The following is a 13,386-nucleotide window of genomic DNA, read 5'->3' as shown; positions in this document are numbered from 1 at the left end:
TGATACACTAAAGTTAAAGGAGGAAACTTTATTTTACCAGTTTTAAAAGCAAACTAATTACCCAAATAATATCCGTGCGCGTATTAATGATGATGATGATTGCTTTTTAATGCCTTGCCATTAGTGTCATAAAAGCCCGTTGCGCCATGCTCAACAAAGCCGAGATTAATCATTTTTGCTAAAAATGGGTCACTTTCATTATCACCAATGTCCGCATAGTCGGTTGTCTGGTACTTATCCCAATTGGCAAACTGTTCAAGCACGGTTTGTTTGTTAAAGCTCACTGATTGTAAGGACGTTATGCGACTATAGTTAGCCGTATTAACCTGCATTGATTCGACTAATTGCTGATTACTCAGCCAGACAACCTCTATAACGGTATCAGCTTGCTTTAGGTAATAGCGTTGCTTTTTATCACACCCTTCCCCTTGCTCACTTTGCAATTGCATTTTTGCTAAAAGCTGATCACTGACTAATTGGTATTTACTACTGAAGTCTTGACTACCCTTTACTTCAGAAGGTTGATATTCAATACCCCGCTTTGCCTGTGTAAAGTAGCGAATAGGGCGTATTTGCTGATTACTTAACTGGCGCCAAAGCTCAACCAATTGTTCACTTTGTTGTGCAACTTGGCGTGGTGTACGCCACAATGTGAATGACTGCTCATTTTTAGGCAATTTTTGGCTAGTTTGCTCACTCACTTTATAACTAGCTTGTAGGTATTGGTTATCGGCTTTGCACTCAACGGCACTAGCGAATGGGCTTAACAACACCATAGATAAAATAATTGATTTCATAGAGTTTATTTTCTTTGATTAGATTAGGTATAACTGTATCGCGTTGATTTGGCATATTTATGACAAGAGCAACTCAGGTGAGTTGCTCTTTAATTATGTATTTACAGATGATTACTTAGTTAACTTTGCATCTGCGTTTTTAACAAGGTCACCGGCATAATCCATTACATGGAACAGGAAGCTTTGTTCATTTGTGCCTGTCACAAGATGTGCACCTGGGCCTATTGCATAAACACCTACATCTTCACCAGCATGAGTTTCTGAACCTAGTGGCACAGTTGCTTCTTGATGAAAGCCTGGGCTCATTGTATCGACTGACGTTAAGTCAAAGCGACCCACAGCTGGTCCCTCAAGGTATGACGCATCTGCATTCGTTTCGTCACCTAAATCCCTGTAACCAAGGCCATTAGTATAGCCAACTGTAGTGTATGGCATGCCGTCTGCAGCCATGCTTGGCTCAGTCTTACCCACCGCAACCACTTTTCCTAAAATTGGGTTACCACGCTTTGGATAGCCTGCAATAGTAAATACATGGCTGTGATCAGCGGTAACGATGATCAACGTATCTTCGATACTGGTTTTATCCATAGCCACTTGTACTGCTTTTGATAACTCAATAGTGTCATTTAACGCATTGTAAGCATTGCCTGCGTGATGAGCATGGTCAATTCGTCCGGATTCAACTGTAAGGAAAAAGCCTTTATCGTTATTATCAAGGACATCAATCGCTTTGGCGGTCATTTGTGATAATGAAGGTTCACCAGCGATATCATTCGCACGGTCTGCTTCGTATTGCATATGCGATTCATTGAATAAGCCAAATACTTGTGAAACACTTTCTGTATCTAGATTATCGAACCCAGCTTGGTCCATCACATATTGGCCCGTTGGGTATTTTTCTTGCCACTCAGCGGTTAAATCGCGCTCATCCGTGCGGTCACCTTCAACGGCACTCATCGCATCAGCAGAGTTAAATGCCGCATCTTTTGGTAAAAAGTGACGACGCCCACCACCCATAACCACTTCAAGACCATTTACATCAATACCCGCAAAGCGTGCCTCTAAGTTGGCTTCAAAGTTAACCAGCTGAGAGGCAATATCTTCACAGCCACCTGTTACGGCATCTTCAGGCATATCTGAAACATCTTCCCAATTACGATCCGCAGATTTTGCATATGTCGCTGCAGGTGTTGCATGGGTAATACGCGCTGTCGATACAATACCTGTTGCTAAACCATTAATTTCAGCAAGTTCAGTCGCAGTAACCAGCTCATTACCGGCTACGGTTGAACACACGCCACGCTCGATATCTTCATCTACACCAATCACGCCTACATCCGTTTTTACACCCGATGCCATTGCTGTCATGGTGCCTGCTGAATCAGGAGTTTGTGCATCTACATTATACGTTTTAGAAAAACCAGAAAATGGCATAGTGTCAAAGCTTAGTAGGTGTTCTTCACCCATTTTGCCTTCAAGCTGACCTGCAAGAATACGTGCCGCTGTCACGGTTGATACGCCCATGCCATCGCCCACAAACAAAATGATATTTTTTGCTTTGCCTGATTCTTTTACTATTTTTTCAATATTGTCTTGGCTAGTTGCCATCTTCACTTTTGCATCTTTAAACCATTGGTTAGTCGATAAATTTACTAACTGCTGAGGTGTTAAAGAGCTTGCTGGATCATTACATGTAACCGTAGTCCTTAATACTTCATCGGCATCTAGCTCACCGTTACGATTGGTATCTTCACCTTCAAGCTTTTCGGTGCCGCCATTGACGCACTGCTCAGAGCCTACTGGCAAAGTGTTATTTACAACGAGAGTTTTATAATCTTTATCGTCGTCTGAGCAGCCAGTTAAAGCGACAACCACTGCTAAAGATAATAGGTTTAATTTTTTCATGTTAGCCGCCATTATTGTTTAATTAATTCGAGTGCTTGATTAACTAAGTGGAACACTACATTTTGCTCTACTACACCTTGCGCAAGTTGTGCACCAGGTCCTTTGGCATGAAGTGTAATGTCTTCACCTGCATGCGTTTCAGAGCCAAGTGGTACCGTTGCCTCTTGGTGAAAGCCAGCACGTGTTGTATCAATAGTGGTTAAATCATGACGGCCAACATTAGGGCCTTCAAGGTAAGCAGCATCTGCGTTTGTTTCATCACCTAAATCTCTAAAGCCTAGGCCATTTGCATAACCTACCGTTGTATAAGGCATGCCATCTGCAGCAAGTGATGGGTCTTCTTTACCTACAGCAACAACTTTACCTAAAATTGGGTTACCGCGCTTTGGGTAACCTGCAATCGTAAATACATGGCTGTGATCAGCAGTTACTAAAATGAGCGTTTCTTCAGGGTTAGTATTATCAACCGCGGCTTGAACTGCTTTAGCAAATTCTATCGTGTCGTTTAACGCGTTATACGCATTACCAGCATGGTGAGCGTGGTCAATACGACCTGACTCCACCGTCAGAAAGAATCCCTTTTCATTGTTATCTAAGATATTAATAGCTTTCTCTGTCATTTCAGATAACGAAGGTTCACCTGCGATATCATTCTCACGGTCTGCCTCATACTGCATATGTGATTCATTAAATAACGCCAATACTTGTTTTGTATCCGCTGATATCGCTTCAAAACCCGCTTTATCCATGACATATTGACCATCTGGATAATTTGCTTGCCATTCAGCCGTTAAGTCACGTTCATCTGTTCTATCACCTTCAACTTCACTCATTGCATCGGCTGAATTGAAAGTAGCATCTTTAGGGAGAAAGTGACGACGTCCGCCACCCATTACCACGTCAATACCATCAACATCTGTCCCTAGGAATCTTGCCTCTAAGTTTTTCTCAAAATTCACTAGCTGCGATGCAATATCTTCACAACCAGCGGTCACTGCACCTTCAGGCATATCTGATACATCTTCCCAATTACGATCTGCTGACTTAGCGTAGGTTGCAGCTGGTGTTGCATGGGTAATACGTGCTGTAGATATAACGCCCGTTGCTAAACCTTTAATTTCAGCCAACTCTGTTGTAGTGATCAACTCATTACCAAAAACAGTTGAGCAATCACCCCGCTGAATATTTTCATTCACACCAATAACACCCACATCTGTTTTAACACCCGATGCCATTGCCGTCATAGTACCCGCAGAGTCTGGAGTTTGCGCATCCACGTTATATGTTTTTACTTGAGCAGAGTAAGGAAACGCTTCAAAGCTGAGCAGCCCTTCTTCACCCAGTTGACCATCACGTTGGCCCGCTAAAATACGTGCAGCGGTTAACGTTGAGACACCCATACCATCACCCACGAACAAGATGACATTTTTTGCTTTCGTTAGTTGTTCTTCTTGAGCTTGGCTTTGCTTGGTAGCAAGGGTCGTTTGAGCACTTTCATACCACTGGCTTTGTGTTTGGCTTTGCGGTAAGACACCTGCATTTGCTGCTGCAGATAATACCAATGTAAACCCAATTGCAGTCGCAATTTTATTGATTTTCATTCTAAATCCCGTCTCTATGTTTTTGATATAGAATCGTTAGCCCCAATAGGGGATGAGTTAATGTACGGGAAGAATATTAATGAGGGTTTGTGAAACTAACGGTAATTATCAATGACAATGAGGTTAAGAAAAAAAGTAATATTTATGAAAATCAACAAGATAGATATGATATACCATAACAATTCTACACTGAATAAAGTGCCCTTCAAGTTCGTATAAACGAACCTGCATGAACTATTACATAGGTAGTCGAGCGCGAGCGATAACGCTGTCTGGCATTTTTTGCGCCAGCTGGCTCAATGCACGTTCTATTTTTTTATGCATGGCTTTATCTGCCACCATTGAATGGAATAACCAACGGTAAGCGTCTTCATAATCACGGGGGCTGCCATAGCCATCATTAAATAGCTTTACTAGTCTTAATTGTGCTTTTAAGTTGCCTTGTGCCGATGCCTCACGCAGGTATGTGACTGCCATTGTTTTATCTTTTTGTACTAATTGGCCAACATCGTAGTAACGACCCAATTGCTCTAACGCTGCCGCCAACCCCTGACTAGCCGCTTGACGCATATAATAAACACCCAGCTCAACATTACGGTCAACGCATACGGCATAAGCAAGCATATCACCGTATAAAAATTGATAAGACGGCAGTGCCATTTTATTGGCTCGCGCTTCGATATCTTGCACTAACTGGCAATCATCTGCCTTTACGCGCGCTAAATGTGCATTTTTATTGATCAGTGCCAACAATTCAGTCTCAGTGTATAAAGGCACAGCAGCTAACGGCTCTTCTGCTTTAACATCGCTTACATACAGCATTGAGAACACCACTAATGATAAACAAGACAACACACGCATTTTAGTCACTTTAAATTTAAAACCATCTTAATAAAGTTTATACAAAGATCGTTCCATATTGAATTAAAGATACAAAAAAAGCTGCACTAGGCAGCTTTTTTAGCTCAATAAGTATTTAAGCAAACGGATTGCGTAATACCATTGTTTCTACACGGTCTGGACCGGTAGAAATAATATCAACAGGCACACCTGTGATTTCTTCAATACGCTTGATGTAATCAAGCGCTGCTTGTGGTAACTGCTCAACAGACGTCGCGCCGACTGTGTTTTCAGACCAACCAGGCATTTCTTCATACACTGGTGTTACTTTCTCGTAACCTTCAGCAGCAAGTGGCGTTACGTTAGTCACTGTGCCATCTTCAAGCTTGTAGCCTGTACAGATTTTTAGCGTTTCTAAACCATCAAGTACGTCTAGTTTAGTTAAACAGAAACCTGAGATTGAGTTAATTTGTACCGCACGGCGCATTGCCACTGCATCTAACCAACCTGTACGACGAAGACGACCAGTCGTTGCACCAAATTCATGGCCAACTGTCCCTAAGTGCTTACCAATTTCGTCTTGTTTATCAACACCATCGTAAAGCTCTGTTGGGAAAGGACCAGAACCTACACGTGTTGTATATGCTTTAATAATACCTAACACATAATCAAGGTTTAATGGACCAAAACCAGCACCCGTTGCAACACCACCGGCAGTCGTATTAGACGATGTTACATATGGGTAAGTACCGTGATCGATATCGAGTAATGTGCCTTGAGCACCTTCAAACAAGATATTATCACCAGCAAGACGAGTTTGATCTAGTAATTCAGTAACATCAACAACCATTGCTTTTAGAATGTCAGCAACAGCCATTGCATCGTCAAATGTCTTTTGGAAGTCAACAGCCTCAACTTTGTAGTAGTTAACTAATGTGAAGTTATGGTACTCCAATACTTCTTTAAGTTTTGCTGCAAACAATTCAGGATTGAATAAATCACCGATGCGTAAACCACGACGGGCTACTTTATCTTCGTAAGCTGGACCAATACCACGACCTGTAGTACCGATAGCTTTATTACCACGTGCTTTTTCACGGGCTACATCTAATGCGATGTGGAAAGGCAAAATTAGCGGACATGCTTCACTGATCAATAAACGATCGCGTACTGGTACGCCACGTTCTTCAAGCATGCCAATCTCTTTCATTAGCGCTTCTGGTGAAACTACAACACCATTACCAATCACACATTTAACATTGTCACGTAATACACCCGATGGAATAAGGTGTAAAACTGTCTTTTCACCGCCGATTACTAAAGTATGCCCTGCATTGTGGCCACCTTGGTAACGAACTACTAAAGATGCTTTGTCTGTAAGGAGGTCAACTACCTTACCCTTACCTTCGTCACCCCATTGGGTGCCTAATACAACAACGTTTTTGCCCATTGTAAATTCACTTAGAAAAAATTAGGACGAGATTTTACCAGAAAATGAGGGCAAAGATCACCCCGTTTAGGTTATTTTTTCTGCGAGAAACAAAAGCAACACCTACATTATAAATTAACTAGTTGAATAACATTAAGTTATTCATAAAAATTTCGTTTTACTAAAAGAAAAACCCTGCATATACAGGGTTTGGATTTGGTCATCTGATGAAGGAGAAATTACTGCGCAGCAGCACCCTTCATGTATTTAAAGAAATCGCTGTCTGGTGATAATACCATCACATCTTGCTTACCTTTAAATGTTTGCTTATAGGCTTCTAACGAACGAACAAAGCTAAAGAACTCAGCATCTTTATTATAAGCATCTGCGTAAATAGCGGCTGCCTGCGCATCGCCGGCACCACGAACAGAACGAGCATTTCGCTCTGCATCAGCAAGCATAACTGTTACACGACGGTCAATATCAGCACGAATAGTCTCAGCTTTTTCTTGACCCTCAGAGCGGTGCTCTTTTGCAACAGCAGTACGTTCTGCACGCATACGTTGGAAAATAGAGCTACTTACTTCTTGTGGTAAATTGATTTGCTTAACACGTACATCAAGCACTTCAATACCCAGTTCTTGTGCGCTTTCAGAGGCTTGTACTAATGCTTCTGCCATCAATTCACTTCGCTCACCAGATACAATTTCACGAATAGTACGTGAACCAAAGTTTGTACGCAGGCCATTATTCACTTTTTGCTTTAGTAGTGTTTCAGCATATTGCTTATCACCACGAGCGCGTAAGTAAAATGCACTAAAGTCGTTTACACGCCATTTCACAAATGAGTCAACGATTAAGTCTTTTTTCTCACTGGTTACAAAGCGATCCGGTGCACCATCTAATGTCTGAATACGTGCATCAATACGACGTACTTGACTGAAAAAAGGTACCTTGAACTGTAAGCCAGGGCTGTAAACAATGGCTTTATCGTCACTGTCTTTTTGTACCTTACTGAATAGCATCACAATTGCTTTTTGCCCTTCTGGTACAACAAATACCGACGAAAATGACAATACAACGGCAGCTAATAATAGAACTAAACTAAAGTTTTTCATTACGCTTATCTCCCGTCGTTAAAGCGATCTGCGCTAAAGCGGTCTGAACTTGAGTTCACAGTGCTATTGCGTGATGTGTTTATTTTATTACGTAAGTCGTTTATATCACTTGAACTTGGTAACGCTACACGAGTAGCTGTGCCTTGTTTTTCCATGATTTTATCAAGCGGTAAATACATCATGTTATTACCACCTTTCACATCGACTAGCACCTTAGAGCTATTACCTAGCACTTCTTGCATTGTATCAATGTATAAACGTTCACGTGTTACTCTTTTAGCTGCTTGATACTCTGGTAATAATTTCTCAAAACGAGCCACCTCACCTTGCGCTTCTAAAATGATACGTTCGCCATAACCTTCAGCTTCTTGTGTCATACGCGTAACTTGACCACGTGCACGCGGTTCAATCTCACGGGCATACGCTTCAGCTTCACGAATAAAACGTTGTTCATCTTCTTGTGCAGCAATAGCATCATCGAAGGCGTCTTTTACTTCAGCCGGTGGGCGTGAATCTTTAAAGTTCACATCAGTTACGACTAAACCTAAGTTGTACGGTTCGATGATTTGGTCAAGCTCATCCCATGTTTGTTGACGCACAATTTCACGGCCATTTGTTAATACTTGGTCCATTTTAGAATGACCAACAACATAACGTAGCGCGCTTTCTAGTGCTTCTTCTAAGCTAGAGTCAGCATTTGTGACACTGAACTTGTAAAGGTAAGGGTCAATAACACGGTACTGAACCTGAAACTCAACGCTTACTACGTTTTCGTCTTCAGTCAGCATAAAGCCTGATGTTGATAATGAACGAACGGCCTCAATATCCACTGGAATAACCGTTTCAATAAACGTCATTTTCCAACGAAGACCAGGTTGCGCAATTCGGTCATATTGACCAAATTGTAAAACAATACCGCGCTCGGCTTCTTTCACTGTGTAAATACCACTTAATGCCCATACAATTGCAGCAATAATGAGCACGAAAGATAAACCGGCTCCACCAAGCCCACCGCCGTCTTTGCCGGATTTATTACCGCCAAACAAGCCGCCAAACTTATTGCTGAATTTACGGAACACCTCGTCTAAATCAGGTGGGCCTTGATCACGTCCGCCTTTTTTGTTCCACGGATCTTTGTCATTGCCATTATTACCCGGTTCATTCCAGGCCATAGCTATACTCCATTGTTATCTAAATAATTTAGGTAATTGTATCAAATCTACCAAATATACCGCCATTCTCATACTAAAAACGACGACGTACAGTAAATTTTTACTTTTATAAAATAAATGAATCAATCTCCGGTCCAAACTCTTTCTTCAGTTTGTTCCATTCAACCATTGGCATACGTGTGGTCAACAACCACTGCCCGTGTTCATCAAAATCTTCTTCATGTACAGCGTTTAAACTAAACAATGAAGCACGCAAGCGCCCATATTGCGGTGCAAGCTTAAGTGTATGTGCGAACATCTTTTTCGCAAGCAGCTCACTTATTGCCTCTGATAGTAATTCGCAGCCTAGGCCACTTTGAGCTGACAACCATACTCTTATAGGCATGCCTTCGTCATCACGATCAATTCGAGGCGCAACATCTTCCAGCGCATCAATTTTATTATAAACGAGTAATTGCGGCACTTCATCGGCCTCAATCTCTTTTAAAACCGATTGTACCTGTTCTATATTTTCTTTGCGACGTGCATCTGCCACATCAACAACATGTAATTGTAAATCAGCTTCACGTGTTTCAGTCAGCGTCGCTTTGAACGCAGCGACTAAGTCATGAGGTAAATGACGAATAAAACCAACCGTATCAGCAAGAATAACTGAACCTACATCGCCTATTTCAAGCTTGCGTAATGTCGGGTCCAGAGTTGCGAACAGCTGATCGGCAGCATAAACATCTGAATTCGTAATACGATTAAATAGAGTCGATTTACCTGCGTTGGTATAGCCAACTAAAGAGACTGTTGGAATTTCATTTCGGTTTCGTGCACGACGCCCTTGCTCACGCTGCACGGCTACTTTGTCTAGGCGCGCACGGATACTTTGAATGCGGGCACGTAATAAACGTCTATCCGTTTCAAGCTGTGTTTCTCCGGGTCCGCGAAGACCAATACCGCCTTTTTGGCGTTCAAGGTGGGTCCAACCGCGTATTAAACGAGTCGACATGTGACGCAATTGTGCCAACTCAACTTGCAGCTTACCTTCATGAGTACGCGCTCGTTGAGCAAAAATATCAAGTATCAGGGTCGTTCTATCAAGCACTCGACACTGGCAAACAAGCTCTAAATTACGCTCTTGAGAGGGTCTGAGTTGGTGATTAAATATGACGACATCTGCATTGTGGATTTTGACAATCTCAGCAATCTCTTCTGCTTTACCGCTACCGACGAATAGTTTCGGATGTGGTGATTGACGGCTGCCTTGCACAACCGCCAAACTGCTAACACCAGCAGAAGATACTAACATTTCCAGCTCATGAAGATCTTCACGATCTCCTTCTTGAGGAAAGTCAATATGGACTAAGACTGCCTGTTCGCCGGCTTTATAACGGTCAAACAAGCATTACGCTCCTAATTTAAAAATTTCCAGGTTCTGGCTGCTCATCACCCTCTTCACTTCCTTGTACACCTTGGAAGTTAACTGCGCGAGCAGGGACTACTGTAGAAATAGCGTGTTTATACACCATTTGATTTACTGTGTTTTCTAGTAAAATTACAAATTGGTCAAAAGACTGGATCTTACCTTGTAGTTTGATGCCATTAACCAAAAAGATTGATACTGGAATACGCTCACGACGTAACGCATTCAAAAATGGGTCTTGTAACGATTGGCCTTTTGCCATGTTATTATCCTTCGTTCTAGGTGTTATTATAATTAAGTGGCTGAACTCATTTAACAAAGCTAAAAAACATTCAACTACTACTAGCTTAGCGAACTTACAACACGTTGCAAGTTTTCTTCATCACCGGTCGTTAACCAAGTTACCTCAGGCCAGCTTCTCAACCAAGTCAACTGACGTTTAGCAAGTTGTCGAGTGGCTGCAATACCGCGAAACACCATGTCATCATAGTTTGTCTCGCCAGCAATGTAATCCCACATTTGTCTATACCCTACACAACGAATTGAGGGTAAGTTTGGGTGTAAATCCTTACGTTGATATAGGGATGAAACTTCTTTTTCAAACCCCTCATCAAGCATTATTTTGAACCTATGTGCTATACGTTCATGTAAATCAGCGCGATCATCGGGTGCAATTGCAAATTGATGAAACGTATAAGGTAATTTGGGCTGTTTTTCTTTTTGCAGCTCAGTCATTGTTTTACCTGTTAAACGATACACTTCTAAGGCACGATTAATGCGCTGCGAATCATTTTCACTCATTTTTTCTGCTGCTTGTGGGTCTACCTCTGCAAGCTCTTTATAAAGTGCAGGCCAACCATGCTGATTTGCCTGGGCTTCAAGCTCAGCACGCACATTAGGGCAAGCCTCAGGCAGCGGCGATAAACCGTCAATCAACGATTTAAAGTACATCATTGTACCGCCAACAAGCACGGGTACTTTACCTTGTTTATGAAATTGATCAATTTTTTCAATCGCATCACGGCGAAAGTCAGCGACAGAGTAACTTTGTGCAGGATCAATAATGTCAATAAGGTGGTGCGGCGCCAATGCCAGTTCTTGTGCATCAGGTTTTGCTGTACCAATATTCATATCTTTATACACTAAGGCTGAATCAACGCTGATTATTTCGGTTTTTAAATGCTGACAAAGCTCAATAGCCAGTGCAGTTTTGCCTGCGGCTGTTGGACCCATTAAAAATATGACCGGTAAATTACTCAACGCGTTGACCCTAATCTAGCTGTGTTAAATAGTGATGTAAGTCTATTTTAACCGCTTTTGATCGCAAACGCTGAATTGTTTGCGGATTATTTTTCATTTGTAATAACTCAGCTGCAAAAGCATTGCTCGTGAAGTAGCGCTCAGGAACATGGCTTCGTTGCCATTTCAACCAGCTTTCTAGGTTTTCAAATTGGTTTTTACATGCTTGCAGTAAAAATTCAAGCGCCTGATTAACATCGAGTAAATACAAGCTACACGGTAATTTTTTTACCATCACAAACTGTTTTTCTATAACCAGCTCAAACCCTAATAGTGTAAACCATGATTGCTGTTCAGTTAGATTGTTTAAATCCTCTTTGGCTAAATTAATCCGAACTGGTAATAGTAAAGCCTTACCTTCAAGACTTGCATGCTCACTAATCAACTGCTGCCAATGATCAACCAATGCATATTTGAAGTGGGAACAATACACCTGCTGCTGCTCGCTAAATACACAACTCCCGTCCTGCTGCACCAGTAACGAGGTAGCATTGACTGTGCTCGCAACCACTGGCGTTTGATCTAAGGCAGGGGCTACGGCTCGATCAAAATGTGCGGCATGTTGCTCACTCACTCCCTGGTAAAATGAATTTACGTCGTGGAAAGTGGTTTTGCTCTCTTTTGCTTCAGGGGTTCGCCCTCCCATTGAAGCTGAGCGAGCATCCCCTGACGTTCCCCCCGTATAACCACTCCCCGTGCTTGGCTGCAAAGGTGTTTTTGGATAATCAAATACATCTCTTTGCTGCTCATGTGGGTCAACTGCAGGCGAATAGCGGTCACTGCCTGGTGTATTTAAATGTGAAAAATCATCTTGTAACGGTACCACAACTTGTTTGACCGCTTGTAAAATAAAGTCATGCACTAAGCGGCCTTGATGAAAACGTACTTCATGCTTTGCCGGGTGCACATTGACATCCACTTGCCGTGGGTCAATATCAATGTATATGACAAATCCAGGAAGCTCTTCTTGACCTGCAACTTCTTCAAACGCTTGTCGAATAGCGTGAAGAATGAGCTTATCGCGCATCATGCGATTATTTACATAGGTATATTGAATCGTATTCGTTGACCCTACAGGCAACACCCATCCGTGTAATTGTAAACCAGTATCTCCAGATTCAATATATAAGCCTTGTTCTGCAAACGCTTTACCCGCCACTTGCGACACCCGGGTAATCGCTTGAGCAGGATCAGTTTTAGCACGGTACTGGCGCACAACTTTAGCGTTATGCGTTAAGGTAATTGATACATCAAAGCGACTCAATGCAATTCGCTTTATTAGTTCATCAATATGATTAAACTCGGTTTTTTCGGTGCGTAAAAATTTGCGCCTAGCAGGTGTATTAAAAAACAAATCTTTGACTTCAATGGTAGTGCCATCAGGGTGAGCTGTTGGCTTAATCTGCACTGCCATATCGCGGCCTTCAGCACAAGCTTGCCACGCGGCCTCTTGCGCTTTAGTCTTCGAACTAAGCGTCAACCGAGACACTGAACTTATTGATGCTAAGGCTTCACCACGAAAACCCAATGAACAAATATTTTCTAAATCATCCAGTGATTTTAATTTACTCGTAGCATGACGCGACAGCGCTAGTGTCAGTTCGTCTTTATTAATACCTGAGCCATTATCACGAATGCGAATGAGTTTATGACCACCCCGCTCAATATCTATTTGTATACGTGTAGCCCCTGCATCTAAGCTGTTCTCAACCAACTCTTTAACAACAGACGCTGGTCTTTCAACGACTTCACCGGCTGCAATTTGGTTAGCTAATCGCGCGGGTAAAATTTCAATACTCATACTGTTCCTAACG

At 42.1% G+C, this 13,386-nt stretch carries 11 protein-coding genes; all 11 read right to left on the bottom strand.

The genetic code is table 11. From position 1 onward, the window contains the following. Positions 1-83: 83 nt before the first annotated feature. The 11 genes from ATS75_RS12970 to mutL all read right to left on the bottom strand — a co-directional run bounded on the left by ATS75_RS12970 (position 84) and on the right by mutL (position 13,373). Entirely contained in the window at positions 84-797 is a 714-nt protein-coding gene (locus tag ATS75_RS12970) for a hypothetical protein (protein WP_058560845.1), read from the bottom strand. Positions 798-908: 111 nt separating this feature from the next. Further along, a complete protein-coding gene (locus ATS75_RS12965) occupies positions 909-2,702 on the bottom strand; it encodes an alkaline phosphatase (RefSeq protein ID WP_058560844.1) in 1,794 nt (597 codons plus the stop codon). Positions 2,703-2,713: 11 nt separating this feature from the next. Beyond that, positions 2,714-4,303 (bottom strand): alkaline phosphatase, encoded by a 1,590-nt coding sequence (locus tag ATS75_RS12960; protein WP_058560843.1) that lies wholly within the window; start codon positions 4,301-4,303, stop codon positions 2,714-2,716. Positions 4,304-4,540: 237 nt separating this feature from the next. After that, the gene (locus tag ATS75_RS12955; protein ID WP_058560842.1) at positions 4,541-5,164 is read right to left on the bottom strand and encodes a tetratricopeptide repeat protein; all 624 of its coding nucleotides are present in this window, start codon (positions 5,162-5,164) and stop codon (positions 4,541-4,543) included. A gap of 115 nt (positions 5,165-5,279) precedes the next feature. Continuing rightward, complete coding sequence (locus tag ATS75_RS12950) at positions 5,280-6,593, bottom strand: adenylosuccinate synthase (protein ID WP_058560841.1); 1,314 nt, start codon at positions 6,591-6,593, stop codon at positions 5,280-5,282. 218 nt (positions 6,594-6,811) lie between these two features. Continuing rightward, positions 6,812-7,690 carry a protease modulator HflC gene (gene hflC, locus ATS75_RS12945; RefSeq protein WP_058560840.1) on the bottom strand — a complete coding sequence of 293 codons (879 nt, stop codon included), beginning with the start codon at positions 7,688-7,690 and terminating at the stop codon, positions 6,812-6,814. Between the two features lie 5 nt (positions 7,691-7,695). Next, complete coding sequence (gene hflK, locus ATS75_RS12940) at positions 7,696-8,862, bottom strand: FtsH protease activity modulator HflK (RefSeq protein WP_058560839.1); 1,167 nt, start codon at positions 8,860-8,862, stop codon at positions 7,696-7,698. A gap of 106 nt (positions 8,863-8,968) precedes the next feature. Continuing rightward, positions 8,969-10,252: a ribosome rescue GTPase HflX gene (hflX, locus tag ATS75_RS12935; protein WP_058560838.1), complete on the bottom strand. Its 1,284-nt coding sequence runs from the start codon at positions 10,250-10,252 to the stop codon at positions 8,969-8,971. A gap of 16 nt (positions 10,253-10,268) precedes the next feature. Further along, positions 10,269-10,535: an RNA chaperone Hfq gene (gene hfq / locus ATS75_RS12930; RefSeq protein ID WP_058560837.1), complete on the bottom strand. Its 267-nt coding sequence runs from the start codon at positions 10,533-10,535 to the stop codon at positions 10,269-10,271. Positions 10,536-10,615: 80 nt separating this feature from the next. Beyond that, on the bottom strand, positions 10,616-11,533 hold the full coding sequence (miaA, locus tag ATS75_RS12925) for a tRNA (adenosine(37)-N6)-dimethylallyltransferase MiaA (protein ID WP_082665479.1): 918 nt from the start codon (positions 11,531-11,533) through the stop codon (positions 10,616-10,618). Positions 11,534-11,543: 10 nt separating this feature from the next. Then, positions 11,544-13,373, bottom strand: coding sequence for a DNA mismatch repair endonuclease MutL (gene mutL / locus ATS75_RS12920; protein WP_058560835.1), 1,830 nt, complete (start codon positions 13,371-13,373; stop codon positions 11,544-11,546). Positions 13,374-13,386 lie beyond the last annotated feature (13 nt).

Source organism: Pseudoalteromonas sp. H105, from assembly GCF_001469215.1.
Lineage (GTDB): Bacteria > Pseudomonadota > Gammaproteobacteria > Enterobacterales > Alteromonadaceae > Pseudoalteromonas.
The sequence above is the reverse complement of the archived record's forward strand: the minus strand, read 5'-3'. Positions and strand labels throughout refer to the sequence as shown.

Coding starts and splice junctions, on each gene's coding strand:
- hfq (WP_058560837.1), bottom strand. CDS start 10,535: ATGGCAAAAGGCCAATCGTTACAAGACCCATTTTTGAATGCGTTACGT.
- ATS75_RS12960 (WP_058560843.1), bottom strand. CDS start 4,303: ATGAAAATCAATAAAATTGCGACTGCAATTGGGTTTACATTGGTATTA.
- hflK (WP_058560839.1), bottom strand. CDS start 8,862: ATGGCCTGGAATGAACCGGGTAATAATGGCAATGACAAAGATCCGTGG.
- ATS75_RS12950 (WP_058560841.1), bottom strand. CDS start 6,593: ATGGGCAAAAACGTTGTTGTATTAGGCACCCAATGGGGTGACGAAGGT.
- ATS75_RS12965 (WP_058560844.1), bottom strand. CDS start 2,702: ATGAAAAAATTAAACCTATTATCTTTAGCAGTGGTTGTCGCTTTAACT.
- ATS75_RS12970 (WP_058560845.1), bottom strand. CDS start 797: ATGAAATCAATTATTTTATCTATGGTGTTGTTAAGCCCATTCGCTAGT.
- ATS75_RS12955 (WP_058560842.1), bottom strand. CDS start 5,164: ATGCGTGTGTTGTCTTGTTTATCATTAGTGGTGTTCTCAATGCTGTAT.
- mutL (WP_058560835.1), bottom strand. CDS start 13,373: ATGAGTATTGAAATTTTACCCGCGCGATTAGCTAACCAAATTGCAGCC.
- hflC (WP_058560840.1), bottom strand. CDS start 7,690: ATGAAAAACTTTAGTTTAGTTCTATTATTAGCTGCCGTTGTATTGTCA.